The sequence below is a fragment of the Nostoc piscinale CENA21 genome (genome assembly GCF_001298445.1).
Taxonomy (GTDB): domain Bacteria; phylum Cyanobacteriota; class Cyanobacteriia; order Cyanobacteriales; family Nostocaceae; genus Nostoc_B; species Nostoc_B piscinale_A.
Window position 1 is genome coordinate 1,066,379 of sequence record NZ_CP012036.1, and the last position, 24,994, is coordinate 1,091,372.

Consider the following 24,994-nt stretch of genomic DNA (forward strand, 5'->3'; position numbering starts at 1 on the left):
TCCCAACTTCTTGAAGAAGTCGGGTTGATAAATGCGATCGCCTGCCCAACAGTAGCTTTTAGTTTTTAAATAACAATCAAGCTAGGTTTAGCTATCTTCCCAATCAGAAGGCCACTTAAAAGTCCAAATTGGAGGAGGTGGTGGGGGTTCTTCAGAAGGTGGTACCGGCGGATTTTCATCAGGTTGCGCTGCCAAAAAATAGGCAAAGAAAGGCACTACTTTTAGGGTGCCGCCTTGGGTTGTACTTGTAGACATGGTATTATTCCTTGATATTGATTTTTCTTGAGGGGTAGCAGTTAATTAATCACAACTACCCCATTCACTTTAGTTCAAGCTAACTAGATTTAAAAATCTTCAAAATCAGAAGGTTACTTGAAGGTGAAGAAAGGAGCATTATCTGCTTGTGCAGCAATTTGCTCTTCTAACAAACGAGCAAAGAAATGTACTACTTATAGGTTTGCTGGTTTGTTTGTGTTAATAGACATAGTATTCATTCTTGATGTTGGTTTTTATCCAGAAGTAGCAATTATTTAATCGATTACTGCTACTCCCTTCACCTCAAATTTAAAAGACTACTAAGTATCTTCTAAATCTGAAGGAAACTTGAAAGTCCAAGGCCAAGAAGGAGTTTCTGTTTCTCCTCCTTCTGCTGTTTGTTTTTCCAAGAAACATGCAAAGAATGGTACCAATTCGACATTCACAGTTTTAATTGTGTTTGTAGACATGGTGCTTTCCTTGAAGGAAACTATTTTTGCCACTAAATATATACCAGTAATTAAATATCTGTGCAAGGACAGTTAAGACAGTTAAGACTTAAGTTTGTGAAGACAGTTAAGACATTTAAGACAGTTAAGTAAAAATTTGTTAACAACTAGTAATATTTAAATAGGAATTTGCAAAAGACTACATTAATCAAGGCTTGATTGTTTTTTATCAAGCATAAGAATATTAAATATTTATTTTGAAAAAAAAATTAGCAAAGCCAATACTGAAAAATTACAATCAACAATTATGTTTGGCGTTGCAGAGATGCGGGATGAATTCAAATATTTAACCAAAATTAAAAGAGATTTTTCAAGCCTTTGCAACTGTAGCAACCCTCAATGATTAACAAATACCTCTCTTCCTTGTCTCCCTTGTCTTGCTATATTCTGAAGTAATATTAATTCTACAAGAGGCTGCATATAAACCCCTGAGACTGGAAATCTGGGGCTATACAAATAAAGCCTCCACTCGACAAGCTCACTGACCACCTTCGCAGGCTAATTATATGCTTCTTCATATCGATTTGGTATAACAGCAAATAAATAGCAAAATGCTGACCTTTGCCGCGATTGCATGATCTGATGATTTTGTTGAATCGGCAAGGACAATGCAACATTTAGTCTGACCACGTCATTACTTAAGATTTATTTTATAAATCGTCACTTACAAGTTGTGAGAACATTTGTTACTATTCAGACCCAGAAACATTATATAAAGTATTTGTACTGAAAAATACAACCAATTTTCAAAGTATTGACGTGAATTTATGCCTCTAGACGTAGTGATATTTTTTCATTGTTGATTTGAAATAATCATTATATTTACCAATGACGAAGTTTTACTAAATTTTAGAGAATAAAACACAACAATATATTTTTTAAATCTTAAAAAAATGTTTACTAACCCCAACATTTTTAACCATCAGGCAAAAAATATTGCAGTTAATAAAAATTTATTTTTAAATATCATTTTGGGGATAATTAACCGTCAAGATAAACAGCAGCATACCTCACAAAAAAGCTTCAAAAAACGTTTGAAACTGGCAGTAGAGAAGCTACATCATAAAACATTAGATATCAGATTACAGGGAATTACCGAACTCGGAGAATTAGCCAATTATCATGGACAAGAGAACTGGGAAATTATAGAACTTCTCACGGCTTTTGTGCGGCAAAATTCCCTTTACACAACAAACCCGGAAGTTAAAAATCAGTTATCAACCAAAATTCATCCAGATATTCAGGCTGCGTTGCAAGTACTCACAAAAACTGACACTCCAAAATCTTTAGCATCTGAACAACTCGACTTGAGTTATACAGATTTACGCGGAGCAAATCTCAGTGGTGGAAACCTTGTAGGTGTGAATCTCTACCAAGCTAATTTATCAGGAGTGAATCTGGCGGGGGCAAATCTCAGTGGTGCAATTCTCTGTGCTGCTAACTTATCCCAGGCTAACTTAGTGGGTGCAAACCTTAAGGAAGCAATTATCAGTGCGGCTAACTTGTCTGGAGCAAATCTCGCCAAAGCCAATTTAGTCAAAGTAAACTTTTATCTCGCTAATTTGTCTCAAACTAATCTCCAAGATGCCATACTTGAAGGAGCTAATTTCCGAGAAGCAAAATTTTCCGGATAAACATAATTCACACTGAATATAGAACAGCTTCTGTAAGATTACTATTAATTTTTGACAGTACAAGTCTAGGTACTGACATTGAATTAGGGTGAAAAACTACGAAATTTTTCGCAAATATTCAAGATTATCTCTGGGGTTGTCACAATATCATTACAAAGCCAATTTTAAACATCAAAGTTATATCAATAAAAATCCGTAATTTTCTATTCAACCCTTGAGCGAAATGTTATACTCATCCCAATATCTAAGTAATAATTCTGTAATGTGAGGAATCTAATTCCTATGTCTGCAAATAAGACAGACAAAATGTTGCGTTGGTTGATAGGTACAACAGTTATATTCGCGCTGGGGCTGAATATAATTGTTTTTGCTGCCTCCAGTAAAAAGGATTTATCAATTTCGCAGCAAATACAATACAGAACGCAAGCATTAACAACAACTGCAATTATGTTTTTAGGTTTGGCAGTGATGATTAATGCTTATTATGCGGGTAAACGAGCCGAGGCAATGCAAAAAAAATGCGATCGCTCCGAAAAAAAATGTCGAAGTGAGTCTGCAAAATACGCAAATCTCCCAAGACAGATTGATTGCAGATAGATTTATGGCTGCTATTACGCAGCTTGGTCATGAAAGAATTGAAACGCGCATCGGGGCAATTTATGTTTTAGAACGGATTGCCCAGGATTTTCCTAAAGAACACTGGACAATTATGGAAATCCTGGCAGCATTTGTGCGGGAGAATACAGGCATTCCCACAGAAGGCGAACTCTTCAAAGAAGAAGATGCACAGCCAACATATTGGGGTAAACCCAAAAATCGCGTGCTGGCAACCAAACACAACAATGAAGCCGCTCCCAAAATTCGCCGGGATGTCCAAGCCGCACTGACAATCATTGGTAGACGTAATTCCCTATTAGAATTAGAAAGTCAAAAATTAGATTTACGCAACATAGATATTCGGCGAGCAGATTTACTCGGCGCTAATTTAGAAAGGGCAGATTTACGCGGCGCGGATCTTTCTGGTGCAGATTTACGCGGTGCGAACCTTTCGGGAGCTAACCTCAACAGTGCCAAATTGGTGCGCTCCATTCTCTACGAAACCAATTTACAAAAAGCCAACCTGCGGGAAGCCAACTTACAAGGGGCAACCTTGAACCGTGCTAACCTTTATGGCGCAAACTTGCGTGCAGCTAACCTGCAAAATGCAAGTCTGCGTACAGCTAACTTACAAGGAGCCAACCTGTATAAAGCTAACTTACAACAGGCAACCTTGAAAGTAGCTAACCTCGCGGGTGCAAAATTATTTCTGGCGAATTTACAAGGTGCAAAGCTGGGTAAAGCTAACTTGCATTTAGCCGGATTAATTGGTGCTAACTTACAAGCAGCCAACTTAAATGGCGCTAACTTGTCTGGGGCAAATTTAAATGCTGCCAAACTCCAGCAAACAGAAGTCTTTTTTGCTAACCTCACCGAAGCCAGTTTGACAGAAGCCGATTTACATCAAGCCAACCTGATGGGAGCTAACTTGAATCGGGCAGTTTTGTATGAGGCTAATTTATCTAAAGCCAACCTCATCGGCGCGAATTTATTTGGCACAAATTTGTGTGATGTCAAACTAGAAGGTGCAATTCTCACAGGTGTGAAAAATTTAGACTCACAACAGATTGGCATGGCAGTAGGCGATCGCACAACCCGACTACCTGATGATCTTGAACCTCCTACACACTGGCGACAGTCGAGTTAAGAGGCAAGGGGGCAGGGTGTAGAGTGCAAGGGGGAAAATATTTTACTCAGCACTTTCGAGTCAGCTATTCATGAGAAAATCTTAAAACCAAACCTAAAAAACCTTTCCCCTAGCCCCATCTTCACGACAGAGGTAATACCACCATTGGAGAAACTCTTAAAAATTTCAAAAATTATTGATACTTGTACTGAATTTATCGGTCGATTTACCAGTTGGCTGGTGCTAGTCATGGTCATACTGGGAGTATGGAACGTTGTCGGGCGATACTTGGGGCGATTTATTGGCAGTAACCTGACATCCAACGCTTATATCGAAGCCCAGTGGTATATTTTTGATTTAGTTTTTTTGCTGGGCGCAGCTTACACCCTGAAGCACAACGAACACGTCCGCGTAGATATTTTTTATAGTAATTGGCAACGTCGGCGCAAAGCCTTAGCAGACTTGGTGGGGACAGTATTTTTTTTGATTCCCTTCTGCGTGATGGTAATCATTTTTTCCTGGGATACCATCATTGCTTCTTGGCAAATTCAGGAAAATTCTCCTGATCCTGGTGGTTTACCCCGCTACCCAATCAAAGCCATGATTATTGTCTCCTTTGTATTGCTGATTTTTCAGGGAATTTCCCAAGCAATTAAAAACTGGGCAATTATCCAAGGCAGACTAGCAGCAGAGGAGGAACAACGTGACACTGGCTTATGAATGGCTGGGGCCGCTGATGTTTGCGGGTGCTTTGGTCTTGTTATCTCTGGGATATCCCGTAGCATTTTCCCTGGGTGGTGTAGCTATTGTCTTTGGTTTATTGGGCATTAGTTTGGCTGTGTTTGACCCCATATTTCTCACCGCTATGCCCCAGCGAATTTTCGGGATTATGGCTAATTACACCCTATTAGCTATTCCTTACTTTATTTTTCTAGGCTCAATGCTGGAGAAATCTGGCATCGCGGAACGGCTGTTAGAAACAATGGGGATTTTGTTGGGACGGTTGCGTGGTGGACTGGCCTTAGCAGTGGTATTGGTGGGAGCATTACTGGCTGCAACTACTGGTGTTGTAGCAGCCACAGTGGTAGCGATGGGTTTAATTTCTCTGCCAATTATGCTGCGCTATGGTTACAACAAACAATTAGCCACGGGTGTGATTGCAGCTTCAGGAACTCTAGGGCAAATTATTCCGCCGAGTGTGGTTTTGGTAGTCTTAGGCGACCAACTTGGTGTGTCTGTAGGTGATTTGTTTATTGGTTCGGTGATTCCCGGCTTGATGATGGCTAGTGCCTTTGGCCTGCATGTGCTAATTGTGGCATTTTTGAAACCAGATGCCGCGCCAGCTTTGCCTGCGGAAGTTCGAGAAATTGGCGGTAAAGCCTTGGGGACAAGGGTCATTCAGGTGATGTTGCCGCCTTTGGTAGTAATTTTACTTGTGTTGGGTAGTATATTTTTTGGCATTGCTACCCCCACAGAAGCAGGTGCTGTTGGTTGTGTAGGTGCGATCGCTTTAGCAGCAGCTAACGGTCAACTAACTTTAACATCTCTGCGTCAAGTATGTGATACTACTTTGCGAATCACCAGTATGGTGATTTTCATTTTGTTTGGTTCGACAGCTTTCAGCTTAGTATTCCGAGGATTAAATGGCGATCAATTTATGTTTGATGTCCTCGCCAATCTTCCTGGTGGTAAAGTCGGCTTTTTAGCCGTTAGTATGATTGTGGTGTTTATTCTCGGTTTCTTTATCGACTTTTTTGAAATTGCCTTTATTGTCATACCCTTATTTGTACCTGTTGCCCAGCGATTAGGCATCGATTTAGTTTGGTATGGTGTAGTATTAGGGGCGAATCTACAAACTTCCTTTTTAACACCACCTTTTGGCTTTGCTTTGTTTTATCTGCGTGGTGTTGCACCTCCAGAAGTCACCACATCTGATATTTATCGCGGTGTCATACCGTTTATTCTGCTGCAATTATTAGTTGTGTTGTTAATTATTGTCTTCCCGCAGATTGTCAGTTTCTTACCTTCTTTGGGAAGTTAACTGCCCTTCTGCCTCCTACTATATCTAAGATTTAGCCACACGCTCTTGCTGTCTAGATTCCTGTACCAAAATGCTGTGTAAGGTTTGCAATAACTCCTTAGTTGTATAAGGCTTAGGAATAAACTTTTTCACACCAGATAACGTGGTTAATTTACTACTAGCTGTCAAACCACTAACAGCAATCACCTTGACTTGAGAGTTCATTTTTTGCAAAGTGCTAATAGCGGTAGCACCATCCATTGAAGGCATCATCATATCCATCAACACCAAGCTAATTTCGTCTTCGTGTTGGGCATAAAGAGCGATCGCTTCAACACCATTAGTAGCGGTTAATACTCTGTAGTTGTAGGTTTCTAAGGAAATTTTGGTAGTTTCTAAAATTCCACTTTCATCATCAACTACTAAAATTAATTCTCCGTTACCTTTCAATAAATCTAAGTCTTCCTCCAGGAGTGGATTTGCTACCTCCACGGCTGGTAAGAAAATTTTAAATTCTGTACCCTTACCAACTTGACTACAAACATTCACAAAACCACCATGACTTTGAATGATACCTCTCACAGTAGATAAACCTAATCCAGTGCCTTTTCCAATTTCTTTGGTTGTGAAAAACGGCTCAAAAATTCTATCAATAATCTCTGGTGGCATCCCCACACCTGTGTCTGCAATCTTCACCACAATATAAGCGCCAACCCGCGCATCTAAATTCATCCGCGCATACTGTTCATCTACTAAAAGATTTTCGGCTGAAATTTTGATAATACCGCCTATAGGCATGGCATCACGAGCGTTAACTACTAAATTCATCAGCAGTTGATGGAGGTGGGTGGCATCTCCAATTACAGCCCAAAGTCCGGGCTGAATATGAGTGATTAATTCAATGGATTTGGGAAAAGTCTCTTGGACAATTTGTTGAATTTCTGAACATAAATGACTAACTTGGACAATGGTACGCTGACCATCTACTCCCCGTGCAAATTGTAAAACTTGCTTAACTAAAGCTGCACCGCGCTTAGAATTAGCTTCGATGGTTTGTAACATTTTTTTGATTGCGCTCATTAGTATTGGGCAGTTTGAGTTGTAGTAATTGCGCTGCTGTCAAAATCGGTGTCAAAATATTATTCAAATCGTGAGCTATACCACTAGCTAATGTGCCGATGCTTTCTAAACGTTGAGCGCGGAGAATTTGACTTTCTAAATGTTTTTTTTCGGTAATATCAGTATTAACAGTCAAAATTGATTTAGGTTGGTTATGGCGATCGCACATTAATGTCCAACGACTGGCCACAATCACATTTTGTCCTTGTTTGTTAACTTGGTTTAATTCTCCTTGCCAAAAGCCAGACTCAGCTATACTTGCATAAATGTTTTGGACTTGTGCTAAAGTTTCTGGTGAGTATAAAATCTGATTGACATTCTCCCCGATGACTTCAGTAGCTTGCCAGCCATACAAATTTTCCGCACCTTTGTTCCAAAAACAAATTTGATTATTAAAATCTTTGACGACTATTGCATCGCTAGTTACATCTAATAAAGCCGCTTGTTCGCGGATTTTTTCTTCAACTTGCAAACGTTCCGCAATTTCGGCTTCCAAACGCAAATTCTGCTCTTGTAGTGTTTTGGTGAGAGTGCGTAACTTGAGATGCAATTGAATTCTCGCCAAAACTTCTTGGTGCTGGAGTGGTTTGGTGAGGTAATCAACTGCACCCAGTTCAAAGCCTTTGACTTTATCAACAGTTTCCGAAAGTGCTGTCATGAAAATTACAGGAACATCTTGGGTTAATTCCTTGGCTTTCAGACGACGACAAGTTTCAAAACCGTCAATTCCCGGCATGAGGATATCTAACAAAATTAAGTCAGGCTTACCATATTCTGCTATGGCGATCGCACTTTCACCATCCTCTGCGATTAATACTGTAAATCCAGCCGTGCCTAAAAAATCAAACAACATTTCTAAATTGGTAGGAGTGTCATCAACAATTAAAATGACACCGGATTTAGTAAAATCATTTTTCATAAAGCCTCAGAATACTTTTGGAGAAACTCCAAGATTTGTTTCCCTTTAAAACCTTTAGCCAGTTGATATAAACGAGTAGCAAAAGGTTGTAACTCCTCACTTTGTTCTTGTAGTTTTTGCGTTCTTTCAGCAATACTTCTTAAGTCACCCCGCATAGCTAAATCTAGCAAAATCTTCAGTTCATCTGCTGAGGGATGCACAATCGAAGCCTGAGATGTCAAGTGTAAAGGATAAATTGAAATTTTTTTGTTCATCCTTCATCTTTCTTACCTTGTCTTCATATACCCATGCCAATTTTAAGTGAACTTGTAACTTTTCTAAAAGTTCAGATTTTTGGATGGGTTTTGCGAGAAAGTTATCACACCCAACTTTTCTGCTTTCTTGTTGATTAAACTCAAACACACTAGCCGAGACTGCAATGACTACTACTTCTTTAAAGTTTGGTAACAATCGCAAGCGACGGGTAGCTTCAAAACCATCCATTCCTGTCATTACTAAATCCATAAAAATCAAGTCTGGTTGAAAATTAGGGATTTTATTTAGACAGTCTAAACCATCACTTGCTTCCAAAATTTCAAAACCTAAAGGCTCTAAAATATTGACTAAAACTGAGCGATTTTCCCATTTATCATCGACAATTAAAATTTTGCGTTTAGAGCCAGTAAAACCAATAATATTAGATTGCTCACTATCAAAATTTAACTGTTGCTCAACTTCTGGTAATTCTAAATCTAACCAAAAAACACTGCCTTTACCTAGTTCACTTTTGACACATAATTCGCCACCCATCATCTGAGCCAGTTGACGGCTAATTGATAAGCCTAACCCAGTTCCTTCCGTCTTCAAACTATCCTCACCCACCTGTTTGAATGGCAGGAATATTTCTTCTAATTGCTCATGAGCAATACCAATTCCTGTATCTTCTACTAAAAAGCGAATTTTTGGTGTTGGAGATTGGCTAGTAAGTTCTTCTCCATTTAATATCCAGTCTCCGTCCTGGGTTACATAACCTACTTTAAAATTTATCCTACCTTTTTTTGTAAACTTAACAGCATTACTTAATAAATTGATTAAAACTTGCCGTAATCGTTTTTCATCACCCCGAATTAGTTTGGGTAAATAACCAAGAGGCTGATAAACTAAGGAGATACTTTTAATTTCTGCCCGCAGCCGACAAATTTCTGCTATACCTTCTAAAAAAGCGGAAAAATTAAATTCCTTAAACTCTAGCTCCATTTTCCGAGCTTCAATTTTAGAAATATCTAAAATATCATTAATCAGTGTTAAGAGATGTTCACCACACTGATGAATAATATTTACACCATTTCTTTGTTGACTACTCAAAGAAGTATCTGTTTGAAATATTTGCGTGTAACCCAAAATTCCATTTAAAGGTGTCCGCAATTCGTGACTCATATTAGCCAAAAATTCACTCTTGGCGCAGTTAGCAGCTGCGGCTGCTTCTTCGGCTCTTTGGCGCTCGTGAATTTCTTGTTGTAATTGGAAATTTTTAGCTTGTAATTCCAAAGTACGTTCTTTAACTTTTGTTTCTAAAGTCCGATTATATTCTTCTAAATCATGATAAAGATGGGCATTTTCTAAAGAAATTGCTGCTTGTGATGATAAAAGTTGTAAAACTTCTAATCGTTCTGGTGTAAATGCTCCAGCAATCAATTTATTTTCTATGTAAAGTATACCAACTAACTTGCCTTGATTTACAATTGGGCTACATAAAATCGATTTTGGTTTGTGTCTAACAATATAGTCATCCGTTGTAAAGATATCTTCACAATTAGCATCATTGATGACAACATTTTCACCAGTACGATACACATAGTTAATAACTGATATTGGTAAATTTTGGCTCACTTCTACAGGACTAGATTGCCGCACATTAATTTCAGTTTGACCAAAACTACCTGATGCTGCAATAAATAAATTATCTGCCTGATTTAGAATTAAATATCCTGTTTCTGCACCAGCATTCTCTAGCAGACTTTGCATTAATTTAGCAAGTATTTTCTCTAAAACAATTTCGCCAGAAAGAGCTTGAGCAGCTTTCATTACTGTTGCTAAATCAAAAGCTTGACTTGTATTGTGATTGCTAGAATTGATGAGTTGATTTTTACCTAAGTTTGGTGTTTGCCGTTCCGATAGCCGCACGACAATTTGGGGATATCTAACTTCCAAATTTCTCAACTTTGCTATGGCTCCCCAGTTACTATATCCATAGTAAGCATCAATTAAATAAATCTGGGCTAGCTTATCTCTACCAGTCTCAAAATAAAACTTTGCTGCTAGTTCATTAGCAAGAGCTTCTTCTTGGATATATCCTTGCTCTTTCGCTGCAATAATGGCTTTGTCATAATGTGCCATTGCTTGCCAGTACTGTCCTAAAATTCGAGCTTTTTCTGCTTCTACAAGCTCATATTTATGTTGAAAATTCATTGGCGCATAACTTGCCCATATTTGCATCTTTTGTTGATTATTATTCACTTTATTGAGCAGCAGTTTTTGATGTTCAGATGCGGCTGATGGATAAATGGCAAGTTGTGCTAAAGAATCGTAAAAATGGAATAAAGGCACATTTAACCATCCTGTGACTCCATCTAAATACTGTTCTGCTTTGCTGGCATTTTCAACAGCTTGATAAAAATCTCCCAAGAGATAACACAAAATTAATTTATTGAGAAATACATAGTGAATAATTGTCCGCTCATTTGATTGGATGTGAATTGCTAATAATTCCGCTTCGTTGTAAGCTTCACCAATTAACAGACAAGGGTTTTCCGATAATCCAAGTAAATTCAAAACTGCTTGATGAAAGACTTGGTGCCATTTTAAAGCAGTTTCTTGATGAATTTGAGCGATCGCCTGACTATATCTTGCCATTTCTTGTTCGAGACTGCTTAACTCTGCACCACTCCAAAAGGCGTATTGACACTTATTACTAGCTGAATATCCTGTATGTACTAAATCCCCAGCTTCTAAGCCACTAAAGTAAGCAGCTTCTAAAAGTGGTAAGGTATCTTTGACATGATGTTTCCAATGAATTATAAAAGTAGCAACTTTAAATAAAACTTGACTTTTTACTTCATAAGTATCTAAATTTTCTAATAAATTTAAGGCTAATTGTCCGACTTGATAAGCAGCGTCAATATCTTGGCATAAGCCACTAAAAACTACGCCAAAATCAGCAAAACCACTAGCTGAAAATGGCATATTCCCATATTGAATAGATAAGTTAACTTGTTTACAAGCCATCAAAATAAATAATTTCGGTGCAGATTGATAAGCAGCAGGTACTAAACTTGCTATTAGCCTCATCGCTGCTAGTTTGTGAGGATCTGTTATCGTAGGCGAATTAATTAAATCCTTGATTTGTTTCCCTGCTAAATAATTGGTAGTTTCTTGAATAGCTTGCTGGATATCTAAATCGGTTGGTGCTTGGTTGAGTTTTACTCCCAACATCTCTAAAACTTGTAAACCAAGCTGCACAGCCGCCATTAATTTTCTTTGCACTTCACAACTTTTGATTCGCAACTCATAAATTTTCACTTTTTCTAGTTGTGTTTTAGCTTGTTGCAGAACGACTCCAGCTAATAATTCCATTTGCTCAAAGTCACCGCTCAGAAATGCCACTTCTACTGCTTGTTGATGGACATTTAAGGTCAATTCATATTGCTGCTGCCAGCTAGAATTATTCAGAAGGCTTAAACCTATCTTTAAATAGCCCATAGCAGACTCATAAGCAGCAGTATCTTTTGCTTTTTTTCCAGCTATCAAATTCAGTTCTACTAGTTCATATTTTTCCCAATTTGAGGTGAGCGAATCAATGCCATAATTAAGGTGATTGACTAAATAGAAAATATGCTCTTTCTGCTCTTCTGGTGAAATTTTTTGTAAAAGTAACTGACCAATGGTAAAATGAGTGATTTTTTTCTCACCATCGGGAATTAGTGAATAAGATGCTTGTTGTACACGGTCGTGTAAAAATTTATAGCTAATTTGTATTTCTGCTTGCTGTTCAGTCAAAACCAAAGGTATTTTATAAGCCGAATCTAAAGGTAAAACCAAGCCTGCTTGTAAAGCTTCCCAAAGTTCTTTGGCTGTTTCTGTCCAAGATTTTTGATTCACAATACTCAAAATATCTAAGTTAAATTTATCGCCAATACAAGCAGCTAGTTGTAAAAGTTTTTGGGTTTTCAGAGATAATTTTTGAATTTGATTCACCATTAATTCAACGACATTATCGGTAATGGCAATATCTTTTATAGTGTCGATATTCCACTGCCAACAAGCTGTATCAAAATTAAAAAACAATAAGTTTTCTTGATGGAGAGATTTGAGTAATTGCGTTACAAAAAATGGATTACCTTGGGTTTTATAAAAAACTAAATTAGCTAGTTCTTGAGAATCTTCTGGAAAACTCTGCAAGGTATCATTAACTAATTGTTGAACATGACTAATATTCAATGGCTGAAGTACAATCTTATTGAAATTTACACCCTTTTTCTGGATTTCTGCAAGAGTTAATATTAATGGATGAATTGAATTGACTTCATGATCACGATATGCCCCCATGAGGAATAAATACTTACTCTCAATATTACTGATGAGTAGTTGAATTAACTTCAGAGATGCTACATCCGCCCATTGCAAATCATCTAGAAAAATTACTAAAGGATGTTCTGCTTGGGAAAATACATAAATAAATTGTTGAAATAATCGATTAAAACGGTTTTGGGCTTCATTAATTCCTAATGATGGGATTTCTGGCTGAGTACCGATAATTTTTTCAATATCAGGAATAACATCAATAATTACTTGACCATAAACTCCAACTGCTGATAATATTTTTATCTTCCAGTTTGTGATTTTTTCAGGACTTTCTGTTAATATTTGTCGAATTAATTCTTGAAAAGCCTGGATGAATGCAGCATAGGGTATATGACGTTTATACTGGTCAAATTTTCCGGCAATAAAATAACCACAGTGGCGAATAATTGATTTTGAAAATTCATTAACTAAGGAAGATTTACCAATTCCCGAATAACCACTAACTAATGTTAACTCGGTGCTTCCTGAACTGACTCGCTCAAAAATACTCATCAATTGAGCAACTTCTGGCTCACGTCCATAAAGTTTTTGCGGAATCAGAAATTGACTGTTTAAATCAAGTTGACCGATAACCAAATCTGTAATTATACCAGTTGTTTGTAGCTGATTCAAACATGATTCTAAATCAGCTTTTAAACCCAAGGCGTTTTGATATCTATCTTCGGCAGTCTTAGCTAATAATTTCATCACAATATTAGATAATGCTGCCGGAATTTGTGAATTTAATTCTTGGGGTGATAGCGGAATTTTGGCAATATGAGAATGAATTAATTCTAACGGATCACTTGCTACAAATGGCAGTTTCCCAACTAACATTTGATAAAGTGTGACACCTAAAGAATAAAAATCAGTGCGATAGTCTATTAAGCGGTTCATTCTCCCTGTTTGTTCGGGTGACAGATAAGCCAGACTACCTTCTAGTAAATTGATGTGATTTGTTGTTGGATTTTCGCTCTGTAAGCGTGATGCAATACTAAAATCGATAATTTTGATTTTATTAGTGTTGGGGTCGATTAAAATATTATGGGGTTGAATATCTTTATGAATAATATTATTTTGATGTAACTGAGCTAATGTTGAGGCTAATTGAATTGCAATTTGTAAAATTTTAGTTAATTCTAAATTATGTGTGTTAATAAAATCATGTAGTGTTTCTCCTGGAAAGTCTTCTAAAATCAGTGCGATTTTATTTTGTGTACTTTCTAAGGCGAGAGGTTGAATGACTCCTTCTATTGGTAAAGATTGCAGTATTTGATACTCGTATTTCAGGCGAGTTATTTGTTCGATTGTGGGATACTCAGTTTTAAGAGTTTTAATAATTACCGATATTTGCGTTGATTCTTGGTAAGCGCGATAAATACAGGTATTAGTATTATCGTCAAGAAGGTGAATGAGGCTGTAATCGGTAAGAATAATACTCATGTTTACCTTTGAAGGCAGGAGTTAGAGGGGAGGAGGTAGGAGGAAAACTGACCCCTAACTCCTACTATGACCGAGATGAGGGATTTGCAACGGACGTATTTTTTCTCGCGCTACTTTTATCGATGGTAATACAAATCAACTAATTTGATGGATGTTTTTTTGTGCGATCGCCATTCTTAAATCAACATTCCCAAACAAGCAAGCTCAACATTAAATTTATATTCCCACACAAACTACAGCAGTGTGGGGAAATTATATTACTTGTTATTACTAGCAGTGACAAAGTTGGCGTAGCTTAATTCATTCACCCGATTCCAGTTATAAATTTGTTGGCGAAAGTTTTTCCACTGTTCATAAACTTGTTTAAAGTTAGTATCTTTACTGGCATTTTCTTCATATATCTCAATGGCAATTTGTTGTGCTGCTTGTAAAATTTCCTGACTATAGGGAGTGAGTTGCGTACCACCAGCAATCAATCTAGAAAGTGCTGCACCATTCAACGCATCGTACTCTGTCAGCATATTCATGTTGGCTTCTAAAGTAGCGGCTTTTAAAATTTGTTGATATTCTTGGGGTAATTTGTTCCAAGCATTCAAATTAACTAACACATCCAAAGATGGCCCTGGTTCCCACCAACCAGGATAGTAATAATATTTTGCAGCTTTATTTAAACCGAGTTTTTCATCATCGTAAGGGCCTACCCATTCAGCCGCGTCAATTGCACCCCGGTCAAGTGACAAATAAATTTCGCCTCCAGGTAAAACTTGCACATTCACACCCAAACGCGACATTACCTGTCCACCTAATCCCGGAATTCGCATTTTTAAACCTTTGAGGTCGGTGACAGTTTTAATTTCTTTTTTAAACCAGCCTCCCATCTGCGCCCCAGTGTTACCTGCGGGAAAATTAATGATGTTGAAATTGGCGTAAACTTTCTGAATTGCCTCTAAACCGCCGCCATGATATAACCAAGCGTTTTGCTGTTGGGCGTTTAAACCAAAGGGTACAGAGGTGGCGAAAGCTAAAGCCGGACTTTTACCGATGTAATAATAGCTGGATGTATGACCGCATTCTACAGTTCCGGCTTGCACAGCATCTAAAACTTGCAATCCTGGGACTAACTCACCAGCTGCAAAGGGGGTAATTGTAAACCGACCGTTAGTCATTTCCTTGACTCGTTGTGAAACTACCTTGGCACCGATAAAAGTTCCTAAACTTTTAGTCCAACTAGTAGCCATTCGCCAACGGACAGTCGGAAGTCCAGTTTGCAATGTGGGAGATGTACTACTCCGGTTACAAGCAGTTAGGGTTGCAGCCGTAGCTGTGGCTAAAGCAGCTGTGTTTAAAATCTTTCGGCGTTTCATCATGCTTGGTAATGTTAATAATTGACTATCAAAATCGCAGTTTTTAAATTTTCACACCTTTGCGATCGCCTACTTCACTTTCTCAACTTAAGCTGTTTTATGAAAAACTCTGCAAACCAAGTTTATCCAGTCATTTGGCACAACGATTCCGTATCACTCATTGACCAAACCCGTTTACCCAATGAATACGCCTTTGTGGAAATTCATCGTAGTGAAGATATGGCGCAGGCAATTAAAACCATGATTGTGCGGGGTGCGCCAGCTATTGGGGTGGCTGCGGCTTATGGGATGTATCTTGGGGCGAGAGAAATTATCACCAGGGAACGCACTGAATTTTTAACCCAGCTAGAAAATGTCGCGCAATTATTAGGCTCTACTCGTCCCACGGCGGTAAATTTATTCTGGGCAATTAGTCGGATGTTAAAAACTGCCCACGCCACTGAAGGAAGCGTCGAAGATATCAAACAAGTTTTATTCCAAACAGCCCAAGCCATTAATGCAGAAGATTTGCAAACTTGTCAGGCGATGGGTGATCATGGTTTAACTGTATTGCCGAAAACACCCGCAAAGCTAACTTTACTGACCCACTGTAATGCTGGTGCGTTAGCAACGGCGGGTTATGGTACAGCTTTGGGTGTTGTGCGTTCTGCTTGGCGCGAAGGGCGTTTAGAAAAGTTGTTTGCTGATGAAACCCGCCCCCGGTTACAAGGTGCAAAACTCACAGCTTGGGAATGTGTGCAGGAAAATATACCTGTGACGCTAATTACCGATAACATGGCCGCCCATTGTATGCAGCGAGGATTAATTCATGCTGTTGTGGTTGGTGCTGATAGGATTGCGGCTAATGGTGACACAGCCAATAAAATTGGTACCTATAGTTTAGCGATCGTTGCTAAAGCTCACAATGTACCCTTTTTTGTTGCTGCGCCTTTTTCTACCGTTGATTTTGCCTTATCTGATGGTAGCCAAATCCCTATTGAAGAACGCCACCCAGAGGAAATTTATCAAGTTGGTGATACCAGACTCACCCCAGAGGGCGTAGAATTTTACAACCCAGCTTTTGATGTCACCCCAGCCGAGTTAATCACAGCCATCATTACAGAAAATGGAGCATTTGCACCTGGTGATTTAGCAAAGTACCAGTTAAAACAGTGTGTTAACTAACTATCATCACTGTTTTTATGCAAATTGCTATTCAGCCTCGGCGGAAAAAATCCCAGACTCCAACCAACCAAAATTCCCACCGAAGCAAAAGCCTGCTTTTTCATCTATTTACAGCAGGCGTTTTTTTCAGCAGTATTTTTCCCTTACTATCAACACCTGCGGCTGGTCAAGTTAATCTTGGACAGCAACTTTTACAAGAAGTCTCAAAATGTGCTGAGGCTAAAATTGCAGATCAACAAGCAGAATCAGAAACTATTGTGACTAAATGTGCTTTACAAATTCTCACTTTAGGTTCAAATGGAGAATTTCGTCCTGATGCTGTTGAGCGCGTCGCCGCTTTTATGGAAGCAGTTGGTGTGAAACTACCGCAATCAACTAGCCAAGGACAAGCCAACGTCAAACTGAAATTAGATAATGAGAGTTCTGTGTTTAGAATTCCTGTCAGCATTGGCAGACAAACTCAAACTTTTATATTAGATACTGGCAGTGGTCAAACAATTATTAATACTCAAATTGCTCAACAATTAGGTCTAAATAGTAAACCTATTCCCAATGGACTTTTAGAATATAAACCAGTTATTGGCAATAACTTTAAAAATCTTGAGGTTAAAACTCATATCTTACCAGATTTAAGTGTAAATTCTGCCACTGTTTCTGGGATTTACGGTTTAGAATTACCTACACAAGCATTACCACAGGATATATCTGGAGTTTTAGGACTAGATTTTCTCAGTAAGTTTGATGTTGTACTCAATCCCAAAAAACAACAATTACAACTTTTACCTCCTTCTAAACCTGTTGCGGGTGCTATCCCTTTAAAGGGAAGCTTTGGGATTTTAACTACTCAAGTTTACATTAATGGTGAAGGGCCTTTTAACTTTGTTTTAGATACAGGAGCCTATACAATTGCAATTTCTAAATCTATCGCCCAAAAATTAGGAATTGACACTCGCAACGCCCAAACCGCAGAAGTATTCGGTTTGGGTGGACGAGAAACAGTCAAAAGAATTAAATTAAATCAACTCCAAATTCAGCAACATCAAGTAACTGAAATTGATGCTGTTATTGTTGAACAAAGCAAAATTCTCAAACTCCCTGGTGTAGAAGGTATTATTGGACAAAACTTTCTCAACAAATATCAACAACACTGGCGCTTTGATAAACCCAATGCACTAGGAGTTGTGGAATCAGGAAGTTTAGTTTTACAGCCTTTATTAATGGAGTAAAGTACCTAGCACCAACGAATGGAATTCGCGGCTATACAAACAAAGTCCGCCTATGCGGACTCAGGTAAAATCAAGCCATTAATAATGCACAACTATCACCCGATGCGTTACGGTTAGATATTATTTTGTCGATATTACCAAATTCTTGCACAGCGTAATACACACTACTTATACTTTATAAATAGACTCTAACTATGAACAAACCTATCTTCATTACTGGATTAATTATTTGTCTAATTTGGATTAGTGGTTGTACTAATTCCTTTACAGAAGTTAGCCAAGAAACCTCAACAACTAAATCTGAAATTACCCAAAGCCCTAGCCAAATTTCTGAAGTGACTGCATCTCCTGAAGCAACTCCCACAACAGAGGTTTCGCCATCCGAAAACTCAGAAACATCTACAAAAACCTTACCAACTATTGGTACAGTCAAAGAACTAGTCAACGGTGATTTGTTGTGTTATGCCACATTAACTGATGAACAAGGAATTGAACATCAGGTTGGTGCATCTTTTGAGATTTGTGCAGAATCGGCGAAATTTTTAAACAAAAAAAGTGCGTGCATCTTACACAATTGAATCAGTAAGTGATTGTCAAAGTGCTGAACCATGCGGCAAAACTAAAAAAGAATCAATAATTACCAAGATGGAAATTTTAACTCAATAAAAAATTATGCGAAACTAATCTAGGTTATTCATGTATAAAAAACCATTTAACCTAAAAACTTGGGCCATTCATTTTGCTTGGGTTTTTGTGATTATTGGATTAGCATTTCTCTATTTATATCCCGTAATTAGTTGTAGAGTTTTACATGATCAAGCTGCTTGTGAAACTGAGAAGTGGCAGCAGCGTAATTTACCCAATACTTAATTTGATGATTCAGGAAATATTCTATCTCCAGTAATAGAATCAAAGATAAATAACTGAGTTAAATCTAATTGGAGAGACAAGCGATCGCCTACATTCACCCGCACATTTCCACCAAGTTGCACATTCAATAACACTGTCGAACCGGGTAAACTCGCACGAATTAAAGTTTCTCTCCCCAAAGGCTCAACCACCTTCACTTCTACAACTAACTCTCCTACCTCTTCCTCTCCGTGTTCTCTGCGCCTCTGTGGTTCGTTAATAGAAATATGCTCTGGACGAATACCCAAATCATAATTCTGCCCTGGACGCAGTTGTAATTTTTCCCTGATAATTTCGGGAACTGCTATTAATTGTTCACCCACATCAAAGCCATCATTGGTATATTTTGCTGACAAAATATTCATTGGTGGATTGCCTAAAAAAGTCGCCACCATTTGATTAGCTGGAAACGCGTAAATGCTTTGGGGTTCGCCAATTTGTTGGATTCTACCACGATTTAGCACGACAATTTTATCAGCCAAGGTCATCGCCTCAACTTGGTCGTGGGTGACATAAACTGTGGTAATTCCTAACTCTTGATGCAGTTGTTTTAATTCGGCTCTAGTGTCATCGCGCAATTGAGCATCTAAATTAGATAAAGGTTCATCTAATAAAAATACTTGGGGTTCACGGGCGATCGCTCTTCCTAATGCTACCCGTTGTTGCTGACCACCAGACAGTTGTTTGGGTTTGCGATCTAACAAATGTTCCAACGAAAGCGATCGCGCCACTGTCGCCACTCGTTCTTGAATCAGTTTCGCGTCCACCTTTCGCATCTGCAACCCAAAGGCGATATTTTCCGCCACCGTCATGTGTGGGTAAAGGGCGTAGTTTTGAAATACCATCGCCACATCGCGCTGTCTAGCGGGAATGTTATTCATTAAGCGATCGCCTATAAATAGTTTGCCAGAAGTGGCAGTTTCTAAACCTGCGATCGTCCTTAAAATTGTCGATTTCCCACAACCAGAAGGCCCGACTAACACCCAAAACTCGCCATCGGGAATTTCAAAGCTAATATCTTCGATGGCGGTGACGTTGTTAAACCGACGTTTAATTTCTTCAAGACGTACTTTTGCCATTATTTAATTTTGTCCTTTGTTATTTGTCATTTGTCACTTGTCATTTGCCCTAATATTTTTATAATTAAGGACTAATAACTATTAACAATTAACTATTTTCAGGCTGTGCAATATTAGATTCTAAACACAGTTCAATGACCTCTTTAATATTGACCATTAACTCATCAATTGTTTCTCCTTGGCTGTAACAACCTCTTACTGCGGGACTTCTCCGACATAATAGCCATCTTCATCCCGTTCAATAATGACGTAAAATTCGCGTTTGATGTTATTCCGCATAATTTAATTTTACGGGTTTACTAATTTCATACTTCACACTTCATACTTTATTCGTCCATGCCGGATGAGCAAATAAAGACGCAATTACGCGCACACCTCGCAGTTGATTTGATAAAGGTAAATGACCTTTTGGCGCACTCAAATCCCAAATAAAGCTATTAGGATAACGTGTCCAATTATTCCCATCTTTCCAGGCGATTTTCGGCCAGAAATTATCCCAATTTTTGCCAAGACTTAACCAAATTTCTCGCTGTACCGAAAAGCCAAATTTCCCTTCTGAATGAACTAACCACAAATTATTAATGGTGTGTAAATCAGTCACAGGGAAATTGTCAACTTCTGTAAAATATAGCCATTTGCGCTTGACAGCCGTTGGCCCTGCTACTTCGCACATTTTCTCAATAGTCATGCGATCGGCTGCTTGGAAGTCTTGAGCAGCAAGTAGCTGTTGTAAAGGTTTGTAATTGATCCCTGCGTCTGATTTTAGAGGTACAATGCCTTCAGGAAAATTTGTTTGGAGAAATTCTCTGGCGTTTGGTGCATCAGAGTTGTAAAGGACTTGGTAAGCTTTACCATCAATCCAAGTTGCTGGGGACTCACGACGTTTCAATAAAAATTCCATCAACACTTCTAATCCCTCGTTACCTAATTCGGCTAACTGTGGGATGATCTGTTGTTGGACTTGAAGAGACCCAGCGATTAAGCGTTGTCTGAGGGAGTCGATGTCATTAGCAGTGCCTGATACAATCATTGGGTCTGTCATGCCATTACTCGTGTTAGCGGTCAGTGAACAAGCGATCGCTATCGTGGATTCTTGATGATGAAACACTGATAGCGAAAAGTAGTTTACTATTTTTGATCGTACAAAATTGCGTCAGTTTCACTTAATCCCCAAATGCTGTAAAAGGGGAATAGGGGGAAAATCTGCATAATTAGGGGCTAGGGGCTAGGGACTAGAGGCTAGAAAGGATTTCTGAATGCCATTGTCCAGTACCCAATATCAAAATATTTCCTGGAGTGTTTGAACTATGTACGAAAAGATTACCCCCCCGACTAGTGGATCAAAAATCACCTTTAAAAATGGTGAGCCAGTTGTGCCTGACAATCCAATTATCCCGTTTATTCGGGGCGATGGCACAGGTATTGATATCTGGCCTGCTACCCAAAAGGTACTAGATGCAGCGGTAGCTAAGGCGTATCAGGGTAAACGCCAAATCAGTTGGTTTAAGATTTACGCTGGCGATGAAGCTTGTGATTTATACGGCACTTATCAGTATTTACCTGAAGATACTCTCACAGCAATTAAAGAATATGGCGTGGCAATTAAAGGGCCTTTGACCACTCCTGTGGGTGGTGGGATTCGTTCTTTAAACGTAGCTTTACGTCAAATTTTTGACTTATATGCTTGCGTGCGTCCTTGCCGTTACTATGCTGGTACGCCTTCACCACACAAAAACCCTGAGAAGCTAGATGTAATTGTTTATCGGGAAAATACCGAAGATATCTATTTGGGAATCGAATGGAAACAAGGTAGTGAAGTAGGTTCACGCTTAATTTCCATCCTCAACAAAGAACTCATCCCCGCCACCCCAGAACACGGTAAAAAGCAAATTCCTCTGGATGCGGGGATCGGGATTAAACCCATCAGCAAAACTGGTTCTCAGCGCCTCGTACGTCGTGCTATCAAACACGCGTTAACTTTGCCCAAACACAAGCAACAAGTCACGCTGGTGCATAAGGGTAACATCATGAAGTACACCGAAGGTGCTTTCCGCGATTGGGGTTATGAACTAGCCACGACAGAATTTCGTCAAGAGTGCGTCACCGAACGGGAATCTTGGATTTTAAGCAACAAGGAGAAAAATCCCAATCTTTCCCTAGAAGACAACGCCCGGCAAATTGACCCTGGTTTTGATGCTCTCACCCAAGAGAAGAAAGCTCAAATTGTTAAGGAAGTTGAAACAGTTCTTAACTCAATTTGGGATAGCCACGGTAATGGCAAGTGGAAAGATAAAATCATGGTCAATGACCGAATTGCTGACAGTATTTTTCAACAAATCCAAACCAGACCAGATGAATATTCGATTCTGGCTACAATGAACCTCAATGGCGATTATTTGTCGGATGCAGCCGCCGCCATTGTTGGTGGTTTGGGTATGGGGCCTGGGGCAAATATTGGCGATGCTTGCGCCGTGTTTGAAGCTACCCACGGTACAGCACCCAAGCACGCTGGTTTAGACAAAATTAACCCTGGTTCGGTGATTTTGTCTGGCGTGATGATGTTGGAATATCTGGGTTGGCAAGAAGCTGCTGACTTAATTAAGAAAGGTTTAGGGGATGCGATCGCACAGGGTCAAGTCACCTACGATTTAGCAAGGTTAATGGAACCACCTGTAGAACCTCTCAAATGTTCTGAATTTGCCGACGCAATTATTCAACATTTCGGTTAATTGTCGTTAATTATTAGGATGGGAAACCCCCATCCTAAAAGAATTAATGATTTAAAATCGCTAATTTTCCGCACCAGGTAATTGAATCAATTTTTCTGCAACAATTCTGGGTAATTCTTTTGGTGAATAAGTATAAGTTAAGAGCAACAATTCTACCGCCTTCTGCATTAATTCTTGCCGATTGACTAAATCAGCTAGTTGAAATTGGTTATATGCACCGTTCATAACTTCTAAACTAGCATCTGCGATCGCATCTTCAATTACTTCCTCTTCTATTAAGCATTCCCATTCATCTTGATTGACATAATAAGATTTTTTATTGTCTTTAATATTAATTTTTTGAATTTCTCTCACTGAGTTACGAATAGAAGCAACCCAAGAATTTGTTAGTCGCTTTTCCACTTGGTTTTTAATCAGATGAATCAATAAAATCTTTAAATAAGATTGAATATTTCTTAGGATTGCTTGTTTACTCATCCCCTCTAACTCATCAACAATGGCTAAAGCATCCTCATAACGTCCTTGTAAAATACTATTTCTGAGGTCTCTTAATTCCTGTGTCATTTTCATTAACCTCTAAGCCATAATATTAATAATATCCTGCTCATAAGAATAGATAATTATGGTAGTAACACCCATAAAAAACACAACCTCAACAGACTATTCCCTAGAAGATTGGCTGCAAAGTCCCTCAGAAGGTAAAGAATGGGTAAATGGTGAACTGCTAGAGAAAGAAGTGACATTGAAACACAGCCGCATACAGGCAAAAGTAGCTACTTATTGGAGAAATTACAAGGATGCTAGTGGACAAGGCGGTGAAGTTTATACAGAAGCACCCTGTCTGACTAACAAACAAGGTCGTCGTCCTGATGTGGCTTATCTTACTCCAGAATTGATGCAGCAGTTTGGTGAACCTGCGGTTTTACCTCAAAGTTTTCCTTTAATAGCTGAGATTATTTCCCCTACAGATTTAGCAGAAGATATGATTGCCAAATCTCAAGAATATTTGCAATCTGGTAGTGAAGAAGTTTGGTTAGTATTTCCTGAAAATAGTTGGATTATTGTCATTACTAAAAATCAACGCCTGGTGTTTATTGCTGGTGAAATAGTTAGAACTCAAAGTGTACTTCCAGGTTTTAATATCGCAGTGAATGAATTATTAGGTTAAGTCAGGTTGAGAGTAGTGAGAATTTTACTTATAATAAATACAACCCTTCAGTAGTGGATAAAATCATGGGTGAGCAACTTTTAGTCAAAGATGATGAACGCGCCCAATTACTAGCAGAGAGATTAAAAGCTTTGGGTGTAGACCCCTGATAGTATTTAACCTAAATTTAACTATATTTATTTTTATATTTAAGCCATAAAGGTGATTTTTTGTAGCCTAAATCTATGACAATAAAAATTGACAACAAATTGCGTAGATTTGCTGTAAAAAATTCTTATGACTCTTAACCGCAGACATTTCTTATTTTTACTGGGTGCAGGTGCAGGTACTTTTGCATTAGATTCTTTGGCGTTGGCTGACAAATCACCTATTAGTCAAACACCAAGCACTACAGGCGTAATTGAACTACCACCTTTACCTTATGCTTACGAAGCATTAGAACCACACATTGATGCGAAAACAATGCAGTTTCATCACGATAAGCACCATGCGGCTTATGTGAAAAATTTGAATGCTGCATTAGATAAACACCCAGAACTGAAAAACAAACCTGTTGAAGAACTGTTACGCAAACTGGGCAAAGTTCCCGCAGATATTCGCACGACAGTTCGCAATAATGGCGGTGGTCATGTGAACCACTCGATGTTTTGGAAAATTATGAAGCCAGAGGGAGGGGGAGAACCAACCGGAGAAATCGCCACTGCAATTAATCAAAATTTTGGTAATTTTGCAGCTTTCAAAAAGCAATTTAACGAAGCTGGTGCTGCACGTTTTGGGAGTGGTTGGGTTTGGCTTGTCCGTAACAAAAATGGCAAGTTAGAAATTACAACTACAGCTAATCAAGATAATCCCATTAGTGAAGGTAAATATCCCATTCTCGGCAATGATGTTTGGGAACACGCTTATTATCTCAACTATCAAAACCGACGTGCTGATTATTTAACAGCATGGTGGAATGTTGTTAACTGGGATGAGATTAACAATCGATTTGCAGCAGCAAATAAATTTGCTTACTAGGGTTGATTTGTAAATACAAAGAGAAGTAGAGATGTTGTATACAACGTCTCTACAACAACCATTAAATTGTGTCTTCAGCAAGAAACGATCGCTGTAGTCAGAAAGATTAGGATATTG

At 38.6% G+C, this 24,994-nt stretch carries 18 protein-coding genes and 3 pseudogenes; 11 read left to right on the forward strand and 10 right to left on the reverse strand.

Annotated features, from left to right (window positions below; all coding sequences use genetic code 11):
• Positions 1 to 87: 87 nt before the first annotated feature.
• Together ACX27_RS30640 and ACX27_RS31545 are read right to left on the reverse strand one after the other, a co-directional pair.
• Positions 88 to 255 carry a microviridin/marinostatin family tricyclic proteinase inhibitor gene (locus ACX27_RS30640; protein ID WP_083468669.1) on the reverse strand — a complete coding sequence of 56 codons (168 nt, stop codon included), beginning with the start codon at positions 253 to 255 and terminating at the stop codon, positions 88 to 90.
• 320 nt (positions 256 to 575) lie between these two features.
• The gene (locus ACX27_RS31545; protein ID WP_144427400.1) at positions 576 to 725 is read right to left on the reverse strand and encodes a microviridin/marinostatin family tricyclic proteinase inhibitor; all 150 of its coding nucleotides are present in this window, start codon (positions 723 to 725) and stop codon (positions 576 to 578) included.
• Between the two features lie 932 nt (positions 726 to 1,657).
• Here ACX27_RS31545 and ACX27_RS04790 point away from each other — a divergent pair.
• The 4 genes and pseudogenes from ACX27_RS04790 (at position 1,658) to ACX27_RS04805 (ending at position 6,162) form a co-directional block, all read left to right on the forward strand.
• Positions 1,658 to 2,398 carry a pentapeptide repeat-containing protein gene (locus ACX27_RS04790; protein WP_062289150.1) on the forward strand — a complete coding sequence of 247 codons (741 nt, stop codon included), beginning with the start codon at positions 1,658 to 1,660 and terminating at the stop codon, positions 2,396 to 2,398.
• A 282-nt stretch (positions 2,399 to 2,680) separates the two neighbouring features.
• Positions 2,681 to 4,142, forward strand: a pseudogene (locus tag ACX27_RS04795) (pentapeptide repeat-containing protein).
• 144 nt (positions 4,143 to 4,286) lie between these two features.
• Positions 4,287 to 4,841, forward strand: a complete 555-nt coding sequence (locus ACX27_RS04800; RefSeq protein ID WP_062289153.1) for a TRAP transporter small permease subunit — start codon at positions 4,287 to 4,289, stop codon at positions 4,839 to 4,841.
• Entirely contained in the window at positions 4,825 to 6,162 is a 1,338-nt protein-coding gene (locus ACX27_RS04805) for a TRAP transporter large permease (protein ID WP_062289156.1), read from the forward strand. The genes ACX27_RS04800 and ACX27_RS04805 overlap by 17 nt, the downstream gene beginning before the upstream one ends.
• 24 nt (positions 6,163 to 6,186) lie before the next feature.
• On the opposite strand, the pseudogene ACX27_RS04810 reads toward ACX27_RS04805, so the two are convergent.
• The 4 genes and pseudogenes from ACX27_RS04810 to ACX27_RS04820 form a co-directional block, all read right to left on the reverse strand.
• Positions 6,187 to 8,179, reverse strand: a pseudogene (locus ACX27_RS04810) (ATP-binding response regulator).
• Entirely contained in the window at positions 8,176 to 8,379 is a 204-nt protein-coding gene (locus tag ACX27_RS33340) for a hypothetical protein (RefSeq protein ID WP_235526503.1), read from the reverse strand. Before ACX27_RS33340 ends, ACX27_RS04810 begins: the two are co-directional and overlap by 4 nt.
• The gene (locus ACX27_RS04815) at positions 8,360 to 14,221 is read right to left on the reverse strand and encodes a hybrid sensor histidine kinase/response regulator (protein ID WP_235526504.1); all 5,862 of its coding nucleotides are present in this window, start codon (positions 14,219 to 14,221) and stop codon (positions 8,360 to 8,362) included. Before ACX27_RS04815 ends, ACX27_RS33340 begins: the two co-directional genes overlap by 20 nt.
• Before the next feature lie 257 nt (positions 14,222 to 14,478).
• Complete coding sequence (locus ACX27_RS04820; RefSeq protein ID WP_062289160.1) at positions 14,479 to 15,585, reverse strand: TRAP transporter substrate-binding protein; 1,107 nt, start codon at positions 15,583 to 15,585, stop codon at positions 14,479 to 14,481.
• 99 nt (positions 15,586 to 15,684) lie between these two features.
• Between ACX27_RS04820 and mtnA the strand changes: the two genes are divergently transcribed.
• From mtnA to ACX27_RS32235, 4 genes are all read left to right on the forward strand, one after another.
• Complete coding sequence (mtnA, locus tag ACX27_RS04825; RefSeq protein ID WP_062289163.1) at positions 15,685 to 16,749, forward strand: S-methyl-5-thioribose-1-phosphate isomerase; 1,065 nt, start codon at positions 15,685 to 15,687, stop codon at positions 16,747 to 16,749.
• A gap of 17 nt (positions 16,750 to 16,766) precedes the next feature.
• Positions 16,767 to 17,975 carry a retropepsin-like aspartic protease gene (locus ACX27_RS04830; protein ID WP_062289167.1) on the forward strand — a complete coding sequence of 403 codons (1,209 nt, stop codon included), beginning with the start codon at positions 16,767 to 16,769 and terminating at the stop codon, positions 17,973 to 17,975.
• 194 nt (positions 17,976 to 18,169) lie between these two features.
• Positions 18,170 to 18,553: a hypothetical protein gene (locus tag ACX27_RS04835; RefSeq protein ID WP_235526505.1), complete on the forward strand. Its 384-nt coding sequence runs from the start codon at positions 18,170 to 18,172 to the stop codon at positions 18,551 to 18,553.
• Between the two features lie 118 nt (positions 18,554 to 18,671).
• Complete coding sequence (locus tag ACX27_RS32235) at positions 18,672 to 18,845, forward strand: hypothetical protein (RefSeq protein WP_158507343.1); 174 nt, start codon at positions 18,672 to 18,674, stop codon at positions 18,843 to 18,845.
• On the opposite strand, the gene ACX27_RS04840 is transcribed toward ACX27_RS32235, so the two are convergent.
• The 3 genes and pseudogenes from ACX27_RS04840 to ACX27_RS04845 all read right to left on the reverse strand — a co-directional run bounded on the left by ACX27_RS04840 (position 18,842) and on the right by ACX27_RS04845 (position 21,005).
• The gene (locus tag ACX27_RS04840; RefSeq protein WP_062289170.1) at positions 18,842 to 19,963 is read right to left on the reverse strand and encodes an ABC transporter ATP-binding protein; all 1,122 of its coding nucleotides are present in this window, start codon (positions 19,961 to 19,963) and stop codon (positions 18,842 to 18,844) included. The genes ACX27_RS32235 and ACX27_RS04840 overlap by 4 nt on opposite strands.
• 88 nt (positions 19,964 to 20,051) lie before the next feature.
• A pseudogene (locus ACX27_RS30645) lies at positions 20,052 to 20,242 on the reverse strand (type II toxin-antitoxin system HicB family antitoxin).
• A gap of 40 nt (positions 20,243 to 20,282) precedes the next feature.
• Positions 20,283 to 21,005, reverse strand: a complete 723-nt coding sequence (locus tag ACX27_RS04845) for a GUN4 domain-containing protein (RefSeq protein WP_062289173.1) — start codon at positions 21,003 to 21,005, stop codon at positions 20,283 to 20,285.
• 265 nt (positions 21,006 to 21,270) lie between these two features.
• Here ACX27_RS04845 and ACX27_RS04850 point away from each other — a divergent pair, with 265 nt between their 5' ends.
• A complete protein-coding gene (locus ACX27_RS04850) occupies positions 21,271 to 22,692 on the forward strand; it encodes an NADP-dependent isocitrate dehydrogenase (protein WP_062289176.1) in 1,422 nt (473 codons plus the stop codon).
• A 60-nt stretch (positions 22,693 to 22,752) separates the two neighbouring features.
• On the opposite strand, the gene ACX27_RS04855 is transcribed toward ACX27_RS04850, so the two are convergent.
• Positions 22,753 to 23,256 (reverse strand): DUF29 family protein, encoded by a 504-nt coding sequence (locus ACX27_RS04855; protein ID WP_062298147.1) that lies wholly within the window; start codon positions 23,254 to 23,256, stop codon positions 22,753 to 22,755.
• Between the two features lie 58 nt (positions 23,257 to 23,314).
• On the opposite strand from ACX27_RS04855, the gene ACX27_RS04860 reads away from it, so the two are divergent.
• Positions 23,315 to 23,860, forward strand: coding sequence for a Uma2 family endonuclease (locus tag ACX27_RS04860; protein ID WP_062289179.1), 546 nt, complete (start codon positions 23,315 to 23,317; stop codon positions 23,858 to 23,860).
• A gap of 276 nt (positions 23,861 to 24,136) precedes the next feature.
• A complete protein-coding gene (locus ACX27_RS04865; RefSeq protein ID WP_062289183.1) occupies positions 24,137 to 24,877 on the forward strand; it encodes a superoxide dismutase in 741 nt (246 codons plus the stop codon).
• The last annotated feature ends 117 nt before the right edge of the window (positions 24,878 to 24,994 follow it).